General features: G+C 44.0%; 14 protein-coding genes. 9 read left to right on the top strand and 5 right to left on the bottom strand.

The window, feature by feature from the left end; all coding sequences use genetic code 11:
• Positions 1–4: 4 nt before the first annotated feature.
• Together J2W55_RS23770 and J2W55_RS23765 are read right to left on the bottom strand one after the other, a co-directional pair.
• Positions 5–1,063 carry an agmatine deiminase family protein gene (locus J2W55_RS23770; RefSeq protein ID WP_310102262.1) on the bottom strand — a complete coding sequence of 353 codons (1,059 nt, stop codon included), beginning with the start codon at positions 1,061–1,063 and terminating at the stop codon, positions 5–7.
• Positions 1,064–1,210: 147 nt separating this feature from the next.
• Complete coding sequence (locus tag J2W55_RS23765) at positions 1,211–2,080, bottom strand: carbon-nitrogen hydrolase (protein ID WP_310102259.1); 870 nt, start codon at positions 2,078–2,080, stop codon at positions 1,211–1,213.
• Positions 2,081–2,276: 196 nt separating this feature from the next.
• Between J2W55_RS23765 and J2W55_RS23760 the strand changes: the two genes are divergently transcribed.
• The 7 genes from J2W55_RS23760 to J2W55_RS23730 all read left to right on the top strand — a co-directional run bounded on the left by J2W55_RS23760 (position 2,277) and on the right by J2W55_RS23730 (position 10,444).
• Positions 2,277–3,230, top strand: coding sequence for a lysylphosphatidylglycerol synthase transmembrane domain-containing protein (locus tag J2W55_RS23760; protein WP_310102256.1), 954 nt, complete (start codon positions 2,277–2,279; stop codon positions 3,228–3,230).
• A 72-nt stretch (positions 3,231–3,302) separates the two neighbouring features.
• Entirely contained in the window at positions 3,303–5,081 is a 1,779-nt protein-coding gene (locus tag J2W55_RS23755; protein ID WP_310102254.1) for an aromatic amino acid hydroxylase, read from the top strand.
• 166 nt (positions 5,082–5,247) lie between these two features.
• Positions 5,248–5,952 (top strand): SDR family NAD(P)-dependent oxidoreductase, encoded by a 705-nt coding sequence (locus J2W55_RS23750; RefSeq protein WP_310102251.1) that lies wholly within the window; start codon positions 5,248–5,250, stop codon positions 5,950–5,952.
• 167 nt (positions 5,953–6,119) lie between these two features.
• Positions 6,120–7,649 carry a glutamine-hydrolyzing GMP synthase gene (gene guaA, locus J2W55_RS23745; protein ID WP_310102248.1) on the top strand — a complete coding sequence of 510 codons (1,530 nt, stop codon included), beginning with the start codon at positions 6,120–6,122 and terminating at the stop codon, positions 7,647–7,649.
• The gene (locus tag J2W55_RS23740) at positions 7,606–8,847 is read left to right on the top strand and encodes an ABC transporter substrate-binding protein (RefSeq protein WP_310102245.1); all 1,242 of its coding nucleotides are present in this window, start codon (positions 7,606–7,608) and stop codon (positions 8,845–8,847) included. Before guaA ends, J2W55_RS23740 begins: the two co-directional genes overlap by 44 nt.
• Positions 8,844–10,013 (top strand): RsmB/NOP family class I SAM-dependent RNA methyltransferase, encoded by a 1,170-nt coding sequence (locus J2W55_RS23735; RefSeq protein WP_310102242.1) that lies wholly within the window; start codon positions 8,844–8,846, stop codon positions 10,011–10,013. The genes J2W55_RS23740 and J2W55_RS23735 overlap by 4 nt, the downstream gene beginning before the upstream one ends.
• Before the next feature lie 71 nt (positions 10,014–10,084).
• Positions 10,085–10,444, top strand: a complete 360-nt coding sequence (locus tag J2W55_RS23730; protein ID WP_310102240.1) for a DUF4180 domain-containing protein — start codon at positions 10,085–10,087, stop codon at positions 10,442–10,444.
• A 49-nt stretch (positions 10,445–10,493) separates the two neighbouring features.
• Here the strand turns inward: J2W55_RS23730 and J2W55_RS23725 are convergent, their stop codons facing one another.
• The 3 genes from J2W55_RS23725 to J2W55_RS23715 all read right to left on the bottom strand — a co-directional run bounded on the left by J2W55_RS23725 (position 10,494) and on the right by J2W55_RS23715 (position 15,489).
• Positions 10,494–11,063: a MarC family protein gene (locus tag J2W55_RS23725; protein ID WP_310102237.1), complete on the bottom strand. Its 570-nt coding sequence runs from the start codon at positions 11,061–11,063 to the stop codon at positions 10,494–10,496.
• Between the two features lie 169 nt (positions 11,064–11,232).
• Positions 11,233–12,789: an amino acid permease gene (locus tag J2W55_RS23720; RefSeq protein WP_310102235.1), complete on the bottom strand. Its 1,557-nt coding sequence runs from the start codon at positions 12,787–12,789 to the stop codon at positions 11,233–11,235.
• 462 nt (positions 12,790–13,251) lie between these two features.
• Positions 13,252–15,489: a sodium-translocating pyrophosphatase gene (locus J2W55_RS23715; protein WP_310102233.1), complete on the bottom strand. Its 2,238-nt coding sequence runs from the start codon at positions 15,487–15,489 to the stop codon at positions 13,252–13,254.
• Between the two features lie 156 nt (positions 15,490–15,645).
• Between J2W55_RS23715 and J2W55_RS23710 the strand changes: the two genes are divergently transcribed.
• Together J2W55_RS23710 and dacB are read left to right on the top strand one after the other, a co-directional pair.
• Positions 15,646–17,112: an APC family permease gene (locus J2W55_RS23710; RefSeq protein ID WP_310102230.1), complete on the top strand. Its 1,467-nt coding sequence runs from the start codon at positions 15,646–15,648 to the stop codon at positions 17,110–17,112.
• Positions 17,090–18,496, top strand: coding sequence for a D-alanyl-D-alanine carboxypeptidase/D-alanyl-D-alanine endopeptidase (gene dacB, locus J2W55_RS23705; protein WP_310102227.1), 1,407 nt, complete (start codon positions 17,090–17,092; stop codon positions 18,494–18,496). Before J2W55_RS23710 ends, dacB begins: the two co-directional genes overlap by 23 nt.
• Positions 18,497–18,528 lie beyond the last annotated feature (32 nt).

Genomic DNA, 18,528 nt, shown 5'->3' with positions numbered 1-18,528 from the left:
GTCCTTATATTTCTGGTTCCTGCTGGCTCAGGCAGTGAAAACTGCCGAGGCCCCATATAATATCGGTCGAGTCAATACCTATAACCTCATGATCAGGAAAGCATTGCTGCAGAATGCCGCAGGCCTTATCATCATTTACGGAACGATAGGTTGGTACAATCACCGCCGAATTGGCAATGTAAAAATTAGCATATGAAGCCGGTAAGCGGGTATCCTCATGTATAACTGCATCGGGCATGGGTAACTCTACAATATTAAGTTGTTTGCCGTTAAGGAGCCGCATGGTTTTTAACATCTGCAGGTTTTCCTGCAGTATATGATAATTTTCGTCGTTCTTATTTTCTTCAATTACTGTAACTACGGTATCCTCATTTACAAAACGGGTAATATCATCAATATGACCGTCGGTATCATCACCCACAATGCCATCGCCCAGCCATAAAATTTGTTCTGCGCCGTAATAATTTCGCAGATAGTTCTCTATCTGGCTCTGGGTTAAATGCGGATTGCGGTTTTTATTGAGTAAGCAGGCAGTGGTAGTTAAGATAGTGCCCTTACCATTAAAATCAACCGATCCTCCTTCCATCACAATACCCGGATTAAATACCGGCAATCCAAAATGATTGCCTATTTTAGTAGGTATTACGTCGTCAAGGTCAAACGGCGGATACTTACCACCCCAGGCGTTGTAACCCCAGTCAATAATAGCTTTTTGTTTGGTTTCGGGATTGATCACAAACGCCGGCCCGTGATCGCGGCACCAGGCATCATTAGTGCCAAATTCAAATAACTCAATCCTGCTTAGGTCTACATTTGCATTTTGCAGCTGAAAGGTCACTGCAGCCTTCATGCTGTCGTCAAGTACGTTGATGCGTACCAACTCGTTACGGGTTAGTACCTTAATAAACTCAATATATGATGGGTAGATGGTATCAATTTTACCCGGCCATGAAGCTTCTTTATGCGGCCAGGAAAGCCAGGTAGCGGTATGCCTTGCCCATTCAGCAGGAAAGAAAAAACCCTGTGAAGCAGGAGTTTGTATGGTAGATGTATTTTGGCTCATAATTGATTCAATGCAGGTTTATATATTCCTATTATCGTTGTAGGGAATGAGGCAACCTCTAAGCTATAGTGTCAACAAAACAGTAATATGTGTATTCGACCGGCTTCAGTAAAAATTGCTCTGTTGCTTGCAATGAGGTTTGAAAAATTAGTCCTCGTCAAGCAAGCGTTTGGTTATCGGCTGATAGCTGTCAATCCTTCTGTCGCGTAAAAACGGCCAGTGGCTTCGGTAATAGTCAGATTTGTCAAGATCAAGCTCCTGCACAACCACTTCCTCCTCATCATGTGAAGTTTGATGGATAATTGCGCCGAACGGATTTGCGAAAAAAGATCCGCCCCAGAATTTTACACCTGCTTCTTCGCCAACACGGTTAACGCTTACCACATGCACGCCATTAGCCACCGCGTGCGAGCGTTGTATGGTTTGCCACGCATTATATTGCTCAATGTTGGTAGCTTCATCCTGGGTAGTGGCCCAGCCAATGGCTGTTGGATAAAACAATATATCTGCACCCATTAAAGCAGTAATACGGGCAGCTTCAGGGTACCATTGATCCCAGCAAATGAGTACGCCCACTTTGCCATATTTGGTTTTAAAAACCTTGTAGCCCAGATCGCCGGGAGTAAAATAAAATTTTTCGTAAAAGCCCGGATCGTCCGGAATGTGCATTTTGCGGTATTTTCCCAAATAACTGCCGTCGGCATCTAAAACAGCGGTAGTATTATGGTAAACGCCCTGTGCGCGTTTTTCAAACAGCGAAGCTACAATAACAACATTAAGTTCAGCAGCTACTTTTTGCAGCTCATCAGTTGACGGGCCTGGTATGGCTTCGGCCAGTTTAAAATTGTCGTAATCCTCAACATCACAAAAATAAAGCGAGGTAAACAGCTCCTGTAAACAAACAATTTGCGCGCCTTTGGCAGCCGCTTCCTTTATTTTAATAATAGCCTTTTGCAAATTTTGCTGCTTATCAGCAGTGCAGCTCATTTGTACCAGGCCAACTTTTACTTTACTCATATTACTAAAATTTCCGCAAAAATAACAATTGCGATGATGATTTTCGCCCAATTAATCAATGATTACACTTGGTTGATGGTCGGTTTTTTTTGTGCGGTTATAAAACTTAATAATATAAAGAGCGTTGTTGAACCAAAGTTATTGCACATTTAAAAAAAAATTAATGTGTGCACTCAATTAATTAGCTTTGCAGCCAATGTTAAAAGAAGAAGAAATACCCCTGCCCAAAACCTTTAAACAACGGTTATGGAATGTGGCCAAAACGGTACTGAAAATTGCTGTTACAACGGCATTGCTGATATGGGTTTTTAGCAAAGTGCCAATTAACCTGGTAAAATACCGGCTGCTGCATGCCAATTACTGGTGGATGTTTGCAGGCGTGGTTTGCTACTTTTGTTCAATGGTAATTTCCTCCTGGCGTTTGCTTAGCTTTTTCAGGTCGGTTGGTTTAAGGTTAAATTTCAAGTATAACTTACGCCTTTATTTTCTGGGTTTATTTTATAATGTACTGCTACCCGGAGGCATTGGCGGCGACGGCTATAAAATATTTATCCTGAATAAAGCGCATAAGGTGCCCGGAAAAAAGCTGTTTTGGGCTATAATGTTTGACCGCTTGAGCGGCCTTTGGGCCATAGGGCTGATCACCGTAGGATTGATATTTCTGATCCCGCAAATTGATATTCATAAGGCTCTGCCGGTGGGTATATTTTTGGGTGGATCGGCCATTTATTACTTTGTTGCATATATGTTTTTCAGGGAGTACACCAAGTACTTTTTCACGGCGCATTTAAAAGCGCTGGCTTTGCAGGGTTTTCAGCTGTTGGCCATTATATGTGTGATGTTCGGGCAGGATTTTACCGGTAAATTTTCTCCATACCTACTATCGTTCCTTATTTCGGCCCTGGCATCTATTATACCTATTACAGCAGGCGGAGCAGGGGCAAGGGAGGCTATATTTACCAAACTATCAGACTACTTCCCGATGGATAAAGGGCTTTCGGTGTTTTTGCCATCGTCATTTTATCTCATATCACTTTTAGTGGCTTTATTTGGCTTGTATTATGTGATACGGCCGGGCAGGCTGGATAAAGGTTTGAAAAAATATGAAGAGGAAGATATACAGCCGGTAGCCGAATCAAAGGGAGAGTAAAGAAAATTAAAGTTCTTTAGTACACCTAATTTTCTAAATTTGCGTTCCTGTTATAAACCACTACGAACGTAAATGAGCCATTTTAATGATTTTAACAATCCGCAGGTTGCGGCCTTGCCTGGTCATTTAAAACAATTTATAGTTGACCAGCATTATGACCACTATACGCCTATTGACCATGCCGTTTGGCGTTATGTGATGCGGCAAAATTATAGCTACCTCAAAGACGTAGCTTATTACCCATATATCCCTGGCTTAACCAAGGCCGGATTAACTATTGAGCGTATACCTGATTTGCAGGAAATGAACAATGCACTGGCCAAAATAGGCTGGGGGGCAGTTACTGTTGATGGCTTTATACCGCCCGCGGCCTTTATGGAGTACCAGGCTTACCGCGTATTGGTAATAGCCGCGGATATCCGGCAGTTAAGGCATATTGAATATACACCTGCGCCTGATATTATCCATGAGTCGGCTGGGCATGCGCCCATTATTGCCGATAAGGATTACCACGAATATTTAAGTTATTTTGGTTCAATTGGGGCCAAGGCCATGTTTTCGTCGCAGGATTTTGAGCTGTATGAGGCTACCCGGGCGCTGTCAATATTAAAGGAAATGCCCGATGCCGATGAAGAGGCAATCAGAAAAGCCGATGAATTGGTAGCTTACCGCCAGGAAAACATGGGTGATCCATCTGAAATGGCCCTGCTGAGCCGCCTGCACTGGTGGACTGTAGAATACGGCCTGATCGGCACGCTGGAACATCCAAAAATTTATGGCGCCGGCTTGTTGTCGTCTATTGGTGAAAGTGCCAGCTGTATGAATCTTGACGTAAAAAAATTATGGTACACCATTGATGCCTTAAATTACAGTTATGATATTACCAAGCCGCAGCCCCAGCTGTTTGTAACCCCAAATTTTCAAAACCTTATTGATGTATTAGAGGAGTTTGCCAACACCATGTCGTTCAGGCGTGGCGGGGCCTATGGCCTGGGCAAAGCGGTAGAAAGTAAAAACACCTGTACAGCGGTTTACAGTTCTGGTTTGCAGGTATCGGGTACCATTACCGATTTTAAGGTTACGGAAGATGGTATGCCGTATTTTATAAAAACTACGGGCCCAACCGCATTGTCCTTAAATAACAAACATCTGCCCGGGCATGGCAAAAACCACCATTTTGACGGATTTAGTTCGCCGGTAGGTAAGCTAAAAAATATTCAAACACCTTTAGAGGACTTGTCGGCAGAGGAACTGGATAGCATCAATATTGCCAACGGAAAAACTGCCACCCTTACCTTTGAAAGCGGGATTGTGGTTAAAGGAATGGTAAAAAGTATTTTATCATTTCAGGGTAAAACACAGCTCATTACTTTCACCGATTGTACGGTTACCGGCAAGCAAGGCGATGTATTGTTTGACCCCTCCTGGGGTGTGTATGATATGGCCGTAGGCGAAAGCATCCTATCTGTTTTTTGTGGTGCTGCAGATAAAGCGGCCTTTGATGAAATTATTTACAAATCACCTACAACTACTCATCACCCGGAGTATGACGAGAGAACCAGGGAACTGCATAAGCTTTACCAGCAGGTGCGTAACCGTCGTCAAAAAGGCGGTGATTTTGGTTTTTTAGGCAATGTATGGTTCAAGCTGCAAAAGAACCATCATGATGACTGGTTATGTGCTCTTGAGATATTGGAAATGCTTGAGCATGAAAATATTGAACCTGTATTAACAGCCGAGATCAGGAAATTCCTTCGGCAAAAGGCAACAAATGAGCCGGAGTTAAAAAAACTCATTGATGACGGATTTTATTTGATAGATCATCCAGTTGAACAAAAATTGGTATTTTAGGCGCCGAGAATAGACAAAAAATCGTCATTGCGCGAAACGAAAGCAGGAAACTCCTCTAATCTTCCAAACAGCAGACAGACTTAAAAGCTGTCTCTATGGGAGAGGTTGGATGAAGCTTCTTGCCACGTTAGGCTCACAATAACGACATCATAATATTAGGCGGCACATGAACATCATTATAACAGGCGCCAGCAGCGGCGTAGGATTTGAAGCTGTAATTGAATTAATACTTTCTGGTAATAACAAGGTGATTGCACTTGCCCGCTCACAGGATAAGTTGGAGCGTTTACTCGAAATTGCCCATGGTCTTAACCCGGATTGTGAGCTATACGCCCTGAAGTTTGATATTGTGCATGATGATTACGAAGGTTTACAACAATTTATTGAAGCTAATTTTAATAACCGGGTAGACGTTTTGATAAATAATGCCGGTGTGCTGATCAATAAATCATTTACCCAATTACTTGAGGTGGATTTTGTAGAAATGCTCCAGGGCAATTTCATTGGTCATGTGCGTATCATACAGGCGCTTTTACCACTGATGCCCGCAGGTTCGCATATATTGAATATTGGCAGCATGGGTGGTTTCCAGGGAAGTGCCAAATTTCCGGGGCTATCAGCCTATTCTGCAAGCAAAGCTGCCCTGCATACTTTAACCGAATGCCTGGCCGAAGAATTAATTGAACAGGACATTAAGGTAAATTGCCTGGCTTTGGGCTCGGCCCAAACAGAAATGCTGGAGAAAGCTTTTCCGGGTTACCAGTCGCCTGTACTGGCATTTGAGATGGGTAAATACATAGCCGATTTTGCACTCACCGGGCATAAATTTTTTAATGGCAAAGTGCTACCTGTAGCGTCTACTACGCCATAGGGAGATGTGAGATATCAGATATGAGATATGAGATATGAGATATGAGATACGAGAAGAACGATCTCCTTGATTTTTAAAATTTGTAATGGCAGCAGGTGGGTAATGGGTACTATTTCAAAATCTCAAATCTCATATCTCAATCTCACATCTAATTTTTATCTTTGCCCATGCAAGAAAAAATCCTCATTCTTGACTTTGGCTCGCAATTTACCCAACTTATAGCGCGCCGTGTCAGGGAGCTCAATATTTACTGTGAGATCCACCCCTTTAATCATTATCCCGAAATTGACAGCACTGTAAAAGGTATCATCCTTTCCGGCAGTCCTTATTCTGTAAGGCAGGATGACGCACCTCACTTTGATTTTGCGCAGTTTCATACCACGCGTCCTATTTTAGGTGTTTGCTATGGCGCGCAATATGTGGCACATTTTCATGGCGGCGAAGTATTAGCTTCAAGTACCCGCGAGTATGGCCGCGCCAATCTGGATTATATCAACAAAGAAAACCCACTGTTTAAAAATATACCCGAAAGCTCACAGGTATGGATGTCGCATGGTGATACCATTGCCAGCATTGGCGATAACTTTGAGATAATAGCAAGTACCGACACGGTAAAGGTTGCGGCCTACCAGGTAACAGGTACCCAAACATATGGCATACAGTTTCACCCCGAAGTAACCCACAGTATTGACGGCAAGCAATTGCTGGAGAACTTTTTAGTTGATATTTGCGGTTGTAAACAAGATTGGACACCAGACTCATTCATTGAAACCACCATTGCCGCCTTGCGCCAAAAATTAGGCGATGATAAAGTAGTGCTTGGCCTGTCGGGCGGTGTTGATTCATCAGTGGCAGCGGTTTTATTGCACCATGCTATCGGCAAAAACCTGCATTGCATATTTGTTGATAACGGCCTGTTGCGCAAGGACGAATACGAGCAGGTGCTTGACTCCTACAAACACATGGGGTTAAATATAAAGGGTATTGATGCCAAACAGCGCTTTTATGATGCGCTTGCCGGCTTAAATGATCCCGAAAAGAAACGTAAGGCCATTGGCCGCGTGTTTATTGAAGTGTTTGACGATGCCGCGCACGAGGTTCAGGACGTAAAATGGCTGGGCCAGGGCACTATATATCCCGATGTTATTGAGTCTGTTTCGGTTAAAGGCCCATCGGCTACCATCAAATCCCACCATAATGTTGGCGGCTTGCCCGATTTTATGAAGTTAAAAGTGGTTGAACCACTAAACACTTTGTTTAAGGACGAGGTTAGGCGCGTGGGCAAAGCTTTAGATATTGACCCGAATATTTTGGGCAGGCACCCTTTCCCCGGCCCCGGACTGGCTATCAGGATATTAGGTGACGTTACACCAGAAAAAGTAGCTATATTGCAGGAAGCTGATGCAATTTATATCAACAATTTACGGTCATACGGTGTTTATGATAAAGTTTGGCAGGCCGGCGCTATATTTTTGCCGGTACAGTCGGTAGGTGTTATGGGCGATGAACGTACTTATGAAAACGTAATTTGCCTGCGTGCTGTTGAATCCCTGGACGGAATGACGGCCGATTGGTGCCATTTGCCTTATGACCTGCTGGCCAAGATCTCCAACGAGATCATTAACAACGTAAAAGGAATTAACCGGGTAGTATATGATATCAGTTCAAAACCGCCTGCTACTATTGAGTGGGAATAAATGGTTATTGTTTTTTTGCGCGGCGCTAATACTGGGTGCATGCTCGCCAAAGGTGCGGCCTGTATCAACGTCTGAAAAAAAACAAACTGAAAATCCGGAAAATAAAGCTGTCGAAAATCCGCCTGTAAAACCTGCAGGAGTAGCGGTAATATCCATGATATTGCCTATGGGCCTGGATCATATTAAACCGCAGCCAACTTATAGCAGCGCCGGTTTAACCAAAGCCAATATGAGCGTAGAGTACTACCAGGGTTTTAAGCTGGCGCTTGATTCGCTTGCAGCCGGCGGGGCCAGTTTTAAATTGCAGCTTTACGATTCAAAAGACGATGCATCCTCGGCACACAGCCTGGCTTATAACCCGCAGATCAGGACAAGCAACCTCATTGTAGGGCCGGTGTTTCCTGATGGGATAAAAATATTTACGGCTACAATGGGTAACCGTGTGCCAATTTTATCGCCATTGTCGCCCGCGTCACCGGCTACAATAAAAAACAATAACCTGATAACGGTTATACCACCGCTGGAGTATCATGCCCGGGCAGCCGCGCAATATATCTATGATAAAATAAATCCACAGAAGATATTTATCCTGCGCTCGGGCTTTAGCCAGGAGAATGATTATGTAGTTAATTTTAAAAAAACTACCGATAGCCTGAGCAAAAAGAAGGTAAAACTGATAAGTGTTGTCATAAACCGCGGACAATTAAACGGCCTGGTTTCGCAGTTATCAAAAACAGAGCGTAATGTATTTGTGATCCCGGCAACCGATCCGGTATTTTTAGGAGTAACCCTGCGATCCCTGGATACATTAAACCGGCATTTTCCTGTGGTGTTATTTGGCCATCCAAACTGGGAGAAGTTTAGCTTTTTAAAAGCCGATATTTTGCAGCGTCTTAAAACTCACATAACCTCATCTGATAAAATAAATTACAAACAGGAGGCCACTGTTACCTTTTTACGCAACTATCGTAAAGCATATCACGTTGAACCCACGGAATATGCCATAAAGGGTTTTGACGAAGGCCTTTACTTTGGCAAACAGCTTTTTGAAGAAAACGGTATAGGCGGATTAGACAAAACAGATTTTAAAGGCATTCACAATAGTTTCCACTTTGTAAAAAAGCCGGGATTAGGGTGGGTCAACGCGCATGTAAATATATTAATGTATAGTAACTTTGAGTTAAAGCAGGTAGAATGAAGGCCACAAACCAACTTAAAACGTTTCAGCGAATTTTGGGTGAATACCCTGCCGATACGCCGCTAAGTAAATTTTTACCAGGTTTTTACCGACAAAATAAACAAATGGGCTCAACCGACAGGCGTATAGCCAACCGGTTGGTCTACAATTATTTCAGGATAGGGCGGGCTTTGCCTGACCTACCGCCAAATGAACGCTTGTTTGTAGCCGAGTTTTTATGCAATACCCAGGTAAACTCGTTTTTGCAGCATTTTAAGCCAGACTGGGCCGCCTGTATTGGCTTTAATACGGACGATAAACTCGCCCTTATAAAAACTTCATACCCTGATTTTGATCTGAACGATGTGTTTCCGTGGGGTTCGCAGTTATCGGCCGATATAGATCGTAATGCTTTTTTAAAATCGTTCTTTTACCAGCCCGACCTTTTTATCAGGGTGCGGAACGGTTATGACCATCTGGTTAAAGCCGGGCTAACCAAAGCGCAGGTTGTATTTAAGGACGAGGGTAATGGCTGTTTTTGCTTACCTAACGGCACCCGGCTCGAAACCATATTCCCCAATCAGCACTGGTTTGAGGTACAGGATTTTTCATCGCAGCAAACCGGCGATTTTTTCAGGCCGCAGCGATGGGATAGCTGGTGGGATGCCTGTGCCGCGTCGGGCGGTAAATCACTGCTGTTGCATGAGGATGAACCCAATATTAAGCTGGTAGTGTCGGATATTCGTGAGTCGGTACTGGCCAATCTTGACGAGCGTTTTCATCTGGCCGGTCTTACTAAATATCAAAAGAAAGCGCTTGACCTTACTACCAATATCGATCAGGTTTTGCATGATTATGCCTTTGACGGTATCATACTTGATGCCCCCTGCAGCGGCTCGGGCACCTGGGGCCGCACACCGGAAATGATAGCGCAGTTTGATGATCATAAAATTGAGTTTTTTCAGAAACTTCAAAAAAGCATTGCCCAAAATGTGGTTAAATACCTTAAACCAGGCAAACCACTTATTTATATTACGTGCTCGGCTTTCAAAGGCGAAAATGAGGATGTAGTTGATTTTTTGGTAAATGAGCTTGGCCTTAAGCTGGAAGAAAGTAAAGTACTTAAGGGTTATGAACGCAAGGCCGATACCATGTTTGTGGCCAGATTGAGTCCCCCGGCCTTGTAACGGTGTGGGTTACCGTATTTGTGTTATACTTGTAACAATACGGACAATTGACCGTCTTTAAACAAAAAAACATGGATATCAACCTGATCAATACCGGCGACGTTTACATAGCAGAAGTTATATCGGCCCAAATAGAGGTCAACAATGTGCAGGACGCGCTTGACATCATGGCCAATTGTGCTTATCAGGAAGCTGAACGGATAATTTTATACGAGGAAAATATTATTGACGGTTTTTTTGATCTGAAAACAACCCTCGCTGGTGATATCCTTCAAAAATTTTCTAATTACAGAGTCAGGCTGGCCATTGTTGGCGACTTTTCGAAATACACGAGTAAGAGCTTAAAGGATTTTATTTACGAAAGCAACAAAGCGCGAAGGATTAACTTTGTAACTACCAAAGATGAGGCTATAGCAGCCCTGTTAAAATAAAACACAAGCTGGGCATTTACTGACCACCCCTATAACAGGAGGCCGCGGGCTACAAATGCGTGTTACTCCTGAACAGCTTAATTGCAATTGCCAGCAAAATAATGCCGAAGGCTTTGCGCAATATACTGAGGCCGGTAGGGCCCAACAGCTTTTCGAGCCACTTTACATTTTTAAGTACGAGGAAAACCACGATGGTGTTCAGCACTATCCCCACCAGGATATTCTGGGTTTGATATTGCGACTTTAAAGAGAGAAGTGTGGTCATGGTTCCGGCGCCGGCTATCAGTGGAAAGGCAATAGGGACAATAGAGGCCGACTGGGGCATTTCTTCTTTAAAAAAGTCTACACCCAGTATCATCTCCATCGCAATAATAAAGATCACCAGGGAACCTGCTATGGCAAATGAAGCTATATCTAAACCAATAACAGCCAGTAGTTCATCGCCCACAAATAAAAACACGATCATTAAAACCAATACGGCTATACTGGCCTTTTCCGATTCGATGTGCCCCACTCGCTGCCGCACCTGTATAATTACAGGTATAGCGCCCAAAATATCAATAATGGCGAAAAGGATCATGGTAACCGACAAGATCTCTCTGAAAATTAATGGGTGCATGGCTTTAAGGTTTATGCTGTTGACCGGGCAAAGTGTAATTAAAAGATAAAGAAAGGTAAGAAGAAAATACGATGTGCTGAAATTAATACACAAATCGCTGTAAAGAGCGGGCAAATAAAAAGGTTCTGAATTGATCAGAACCTTTTTATGTAATTAGCAATTTATAATGTTATTCCATGAATTTTGGATTGATAGGGTCAACCGCGCCCTCTACCTTGCCATGCCTTACGTGTGAGCGTTTAATGCTATAGCCAAAGTAAATAACAAAACCGATTAATAACCAAACAATTAGCCTTGCCCAGTTTTCCCAGCCCTCACTGGCAATCATACACAGGCAGATAACGGCACCCAGTGGGCAAACTATCATATAAAGCGGCGTTTGGAACGGACGAACAATTCCTGGGTCTGTTCTGCGAAGGATAAATATACCTATACAAACAAGCACGAAAGCGAAAAGCGTACCGATGCTCACCATATCGCCTACATACTTGTCAGGGATAAAGCCTGCAAATAAAGAAACGAACACAAAAAACAACCATTGTGATTTATAGGGCGTGCGGAATTTAGGATGCAATTTAGAAAACACCTTTGGAATTAAACCATCAGTACTCATTGTATAAAAAACGCGTGTTTGGCCCATAAGCATCACCAGGATAACCGAAGAGAAGCCCGCAAGTATTGATACGGTAACAAATGACGCAAGCCATCCGTAACCCGGCATCGCGGTTTTAATAGCGTAGCTAACTGAGGCTTCCTTACCTTGTATCAGGAAATCTTTATATGATACCAGACCGGTAAGCACATGTGAAAATAATATGTAAAGAGCGGTACAAAAAACCAATGATATCAGGATACCTTTTGGCATATCCTTTTGTGGATTTTTAGCTTCCTGTGCAGCAGTTGAAACAGCATCGAACCCGATGAAAGCGAAGAATACAACACTGGCTCCGCGTAAAACACCCAGCCAGCCGTGGTTAAATGTATCGCCATAATCAACCGTACCTGTACTCACCTTAACAGTACCGGCATCCGCAGGGATCAAATATGGCGTATGGAACGCCGGGTTAATAAAGTGCCATCCCAAACCAATGATCATGAGTACAATAGCCACCTTAACAATTACAATGATATTGTTAACAACAGCCGATTCGGCAGTACCGCGGATCAGTAATAGGGTCAGGACGAGCAGAATAAATATAGCAGGCAGGTTTATTATGCCTCTTGTACCCAACTCGGCGGCGTACATGCCGGCAGTAGTATTGGATACCTCAAAAAATGAGTGTGTCCATTGATAGGGTATATGAAAATTAAAAAACGTAGTTAAAAACTCATTGAAATATTGCGACCAGCCAATGGACACAGTTGCGGCACCAAGCGCGTATTCCAACACCAGATCCCAACCTATTATCCAGGCGATAAACTCGCCCATAGTAGCGTAAGAATAGGTGTAGGCCGAACCCGCTATAGGTATCATACTGGCAAATTCCGCATAGCATAAACCGGCGAGCGCGCAGCCTGCTGCTGCAATAAGGAATGAAATGGTAACCGCCGGACCCGCATGTTCGCCCGCCGCGGCGGCAGTTCGCACAAAAATACCGGCGCCAATAATGGCTCCAATACCCAGCGCTATAAGCGATCCAACGCCTAAAGTTCTTTTCAGCGATTTTTCTGTTTCGGCTGTGGCAGCCATCAGTTGCTGAATAGGTTTCTTAATAAATAACTTCATTTTAAAATAATAAGATCAGTAGTAAAAAATTAAATTCACATTCCCCCAAACGTACTTAAATTTATTGAAAAGATAAAGGGCAGAATGTAACCACTGAACAGGGCAAAAATTCCAAATTATAATTCGAAAAACCGAGTAAATCTATAGATTATTGGAATTTGTTCAATTGTCACGTAAGTATCTCATTTGTAGCATCACCAGTAAGATTTGGTGTTTACCTGACACTTTGGGTTTTAATGTAAATTGTTGTTGTATAGCGATTAATGAAAAATAAAAAGTTAAGTCATTTAAATATCGGCCATGATTTTTAAAGCGTATTTATTTCCTGCCTCACGGCAAAAAGTCATCAATATTAAAAAAGCCTTTGCCTGGGCGACTCTTTTTACACCCTGGAAAAATGGATTGTTTTTTAACACAAAAACCGCCTAAAAAGGCGGTTTTTGTGTTAAAAAAACGAATAAATTAAAGTTTTTTTTCTGTTTTAACAATTATATGCGTGTTCATCGACTGCTTGTGTATTTCCCGCTGGATACGCGGACTTGTTTCAACAAGGTGGTTCAAATGTGGCGCGATAACCAACGAAACTATCGACATCAGTTTGATCAGGATGTTCATTGACGGACCTGAAGTATCCTTGAACGGATCGCCTACAGTATCACCGGTTACAGATGCCTTATGCGGGTCTGATTTTTTGTAATGAACCTCACCGTTGATCTCTACACCTTTTTCAAATGATTTTTTGGCGTTATCCCATGCACCACCGGCATTACTTTGAAAAATACCCATCAGTACGCCCGATACGGTAACCCCGGCCAGCAAGCCGCCCAAAACTTCGGGGCCGAAAGCAAAACCAATAATAACCGGGGTGATCAGCGCGATAAGGCCTGGTGCAACCATCTCACGGATAGAGGCTTTTGTTGATATGGCCACACATTTTTCATATTCAGGCTTGGCTTTATATTCCATAATGCCCGGTATTTCGCGAAACTGGCGCCTTACCTCTTCAACCATCGCCATGGCGGCACGGCCTACAGCCGATATAGCCAGTGCCGAGAATATGAAGGGGATCATACCACCAACAAATAAACCGGCCAAAACATCGGCTTTGTAAATATCAATATGCTCAATACCAGCAACCCCCACGAAGGCCGCAAATAAGGCCAGTGAGGTTAACGCAGCCGACGCAATGGCAAATCCCTTGCCTGTGGCGGCTGTAGTGTTACCTACCGCATCCAGATTGTCTGTGCGGTGACGTACTTCCTCGGGTAGCCTGCTCATTTCGGCAATACCACCTGCGTTATCCGCAATAGGGCCAAAAGCGTCAATAGCCAGTTGCATGGCTGTAGTAGCCATCATACCAGCGGCCGCTATGGCTACGCCATATAAACCTGCGAAATGATACGAACCGTAAATACCCGACGCCAAAACCAGGATAGGCAGCACGGTTGATTCCATACCGATAGCTAAACCGCCGATGATATTAGTTGCATGGCCGGTTGATGACTGGCGGATGATGCTAAGCACCGGCCGTTTGCCCATGGCCGTATAATACTCTGTAATGATTGACATTAAGGTGCCCACAATTAATCCTACAACGATCGACAAGAAAACGCCGTTTTTGGTAAATATCAATGAACCCGCTTTAATGGTGCCATCAGTTTCATCGCGCAACATGTGGAACTCGCCTGCGGGCAGCATCCACTGTACTACAAAGTAAGTGGCTATGGCGGTTAATATGATTGATGTCCAGTTGCCTATGTTCAGTGCCTTTTGTACACTGTCGTTTTCATTGTTTATTTTTACGAACGATGCACCAACTATAGAAAATATTAAACCCAAACCGGCTATCACCATGGGCAATAGTACAGGGGCAATGCCTCCAAAGTTATCATGCGACACAATTTCGCGACCCAGTACCATAGTAGCCAGCATAGTAGCTACGTATGATCCAAATAAATCGGCGCCCATACCGGCCACATCACCTACGTTATCACCTACGTTATCAGCAATGGTTGCAGGGTTGCGTACGTCATCCTCAGGGATACCGGCTTCAACTTTGCCCACAAGATCGGCGCCTACGTCGGCAGCTTTGGTGTAAATACCACCGCCAACACGGGCAAAAAGGGCTATTGATTCGGCACCTAATGAAAAACCGGCCAAAACGTCAAGCGCCTTTGCCATAGCATCGCTATTAACTCCAAGGCCCTGGCTTTTTACATACATGGTATAAAATACAATAAACAGCGAGCCCAGGCCTATAATGGCCAAACCGGCAACACCTAAGCCCATTACCGTACCACCGGTAAATGAAACTTTTAAAGCTTTGGCCAAACTGCTGCGGGCAGCCTGTGTGGTGCGTACGTTAGCTTTGGTAGCAATGCGCATTCCCAAAAAGCCGGCAAATGCCGATAAAAATGCGCCTACAACAAACGATACGGCGATAACCGGGCTTGATGTGGCTACCGTAGTGCCCGAATAGGCCAGTAAAATACCGGCGATAATTACAAAGTAGCTTAGTATTTTCCACTCTGCACGTAAAAAGGCCATAGCGCCATCGGCAATGTAACCGGCCAGTTGCGCCATATCGCCGTCGCCTGCATCTTGTTTGGTAACCCAGGCTGCTTTAATGGCCATAGCCACTATACCAATGAGACCCATCACCGGAATCAAGTAAATTAAGTAATTGTTCAAAAAATCCATGTTCACAAATTTGGTTTATAAGTAGTTCTGTTAATAGTTGTAAGTAACAGGTATGATAATTGGTGGTTGCAAAATAGTAATTTTATTTCTTTACAATAGCCTGCTGATTATAAACTTTTTTTGAATAGTTTAGGGGTTTAAACCCTAACACAACTTATGGCAGAAAACGCTGGTCAACCAAAAATGAAACATGAACTGGGTCTGCTCGATGGTACCATGCTGGTAGCAGGTTCCATGATAGGCTCAGGTATTTTTATTGTAAGCGCCGATATTATACGCAATGTAGGCTCGGCCGGCTGGCTCATAGCCATCTGGGTAATTACCGGTTTCATGACGCTGACAGCTGCCTTAAGTTATGGCGAGTTGAGCGGGATGTTCCCTAAAGCAGGCGGCCAGTATGTTTATTTAAAGGAGGCTTATAATAAATTCGTTGCTTTTTTATATGGCTGGAGTTTTTTCGCGGTGATACAAACTGGTACCATAGCCGCGGTTGGGGTGGCCTTTTCAAAATTTACCGCCTACCTGATACACCCTTTTAGCGAAGATAATATTTTATGGCGTCTGAAAACCGGGGTTGACGCCGCGGGGCAGGATAAGTTTTTTACCATCAGCGCGGCGCAGGTGGTATCTATTGCGCTCATCATCCTGTTAACCTATATCAATACCCGCGGGGTAAAAGGCGGCAAGCTTATACAAACCACATTTACACTCACCAAATTGTTAAGCCTTTTCGGGTTGATAGGTTTTGGATTTTTAGCCTTAAAGGGCGATGTATGGCATGCCAACTGGACAAACGCCTGGGATTTGCATAACCTGGGCAAGGATGGCAGCATTACTACCTTAACCATTGGTGGCGCTTTAGGCGCAATAGCTGCCGCCATGGTAGGCTCAATATTCAGCAGTGATGCCTGGAACAGCGTAACCTTTATTGCCGGCGAAATGAAGAACCCCAAGCGCGATGTAGCTTTAAGCCTGGGTATGGGCACGCTTATCGTTACTATTATTTACGTATCGGCCAATGTGGTTTACACCGGTGTACTGCCCCTGCAGGATATTGCCAATGCCGAAAAAGACCGTGTGGCCGTAGCAGCATCTCACGTCATATTTGGTAATATAGGTACCTATGTTATAGCGGTAATGATCATGGTATCAACTTTTGGCTGCAATAACGGGCTGATACTTGCGGGAGCCAGGGTTTATTATACCATGGCAAAGGATGGGTTATTCTTTAAACGCACAGGTACGTTAAATAAATTTGCCGTTCCGCAGTTTGGTTTATGGATACAATGTCTGGTGGCAAGTATCTTATGTTTGAGCGGCCGGTATGGTGATCTGCTGGATATGATATCTTTTGTGGTGGTTATTTTTTATGTGCTTACCATTTTGGGCATTTATATCCTGCGGGCAAAACAACCCAATGCCGAGCGGCCCTATAAGGCTTTTGGCTACCCCGTTTTACCGGCTATTTATATATTAATGGGCATTGCGTTCTGTATTTTGCTTATCATATATAAGCGGCAGTTTACCTGGCCGGGTTTAATTATTGTATTGATAGGTGTGCCGATATATTATATATCGCAACGGAACGTAAAGCATGAGGATGAAACGGTTACTGATAGTTAGTTTTTTTATTATAAGCGGGCAGGTTTATGCCCAGGATCTTCAGCAAAAATTGGCCAATGCCTTTGGCAGGTTACAGGCCGACAGCCAATGCAGTTACGCATCGGTATCATTAACGGTAATTGATGCCAAAACCGGCGAGCAGGTGTTTGCCGCTAATCCTAATATGGGGCTGGCTACGGCATCAACCTTAAAAACCATTACCAGTATTACGGCATTCCATGTTTTAGGTGCCGATTTTAAATACCAGACCCAGCTTGGCTATGCAGGCGAAATAACTGCCGATGGTACCCTGAACGGTGATGTAATTATTAAAGGCGCGGGCGATCCTACCCTGGGCAGCTGGCGCTATGAGCAAACAAAGGAGGCCCATGTACTATCACTGATGACTGACGCGCTGCGACAGGCCGGTATCAAAAAAATTAACGGCCGCGTTATTGGCGACGACAGTATTTTTGGCACACAAGCCATCCCCGAAGGGTGGATATGGCAGGATATAGGTAATTATTACGGCGCCGGGACATCGGGCTTGTGCTGGCGTGAGAACCAGTTTGATATTAAGCTGCGCACCGGGGTAGTGGGCAACCCTATTGGTATATCGCGAACCGTGCCATTAATGCCGTACCTTACTTTTAAAAGCGAACTTACCAACGGAGCTACAGGCTCTGGCGATAACGCCTATGCCTTTTTGCCCATTGGCAGTACCGTAATGTACCTGCGGGGTAGTTATGCTGTTGATCAGGAAAAAAAAAGCATATCTGCCGCTGTGCCCGATGCTGCTTATGACGCCGCGCTGCGTTTGTCTGATACGTTAAAAAAACTGGGTATTGACGTAACCGGCGGACCAGAGTCGGCAAGTACATTAACTGCTAAGGCATTGCAGTTGCCGCAAATCACCAAAAATTTGATCACTGTGCAGTCGCCGCCATTGAGCAGGATCATTTACTGGCTTAACCAGAAAAGTATAAACCTGTATGCCGAGCAGCTGCTTAAAACCATAGCCTGGAAACAGGGCCGCAAACCTACCACCATAAACGGAGTTGATGAAGTTCAAAAATTCTGGAAAGCCCGAGGCATCGACCCAAACACCATCAACACCTATGATGGCAGCGGCCTTTCGCCGGGTGACAGGGTAACCACCAATACCATGGCCAAAATTCTGCAATCGGCCAAAAAGGAAAGCTGGTTTGCTGATCTGTACGAGAGTTTGCCGGTATATAACAACATGAAAATGAAAAGCGGCAGTATCAACAATGTACTTTGCTATGCCGGTTACCAAACCCATAACGGGCGCGAGTTATGTTTTTCTATTATGATAAACAACTTCAGCGGGTCAAGCCGTGGCATTAAGGAAAAAATGTTCAGGGTGCTGGATGTATTGAAGTAGAAGGCTCTATTGTGGTGTCCGCAACAAATTGA

It is taken from the genome of Mucilaginibacter pocheonensis, assembly GCF_031456535.1.
GTDB classification, from domain to species: Bacteria; Bacteroidota; Bacteroidia; order Sphingobacteriales; family Sphingobacteriaceae; genus Mucilaginibacter; species Mucilaginibacter pocheonensis.
This window is presented reverse-complemented; position numbering and strand designations above follow the sequence as displayed.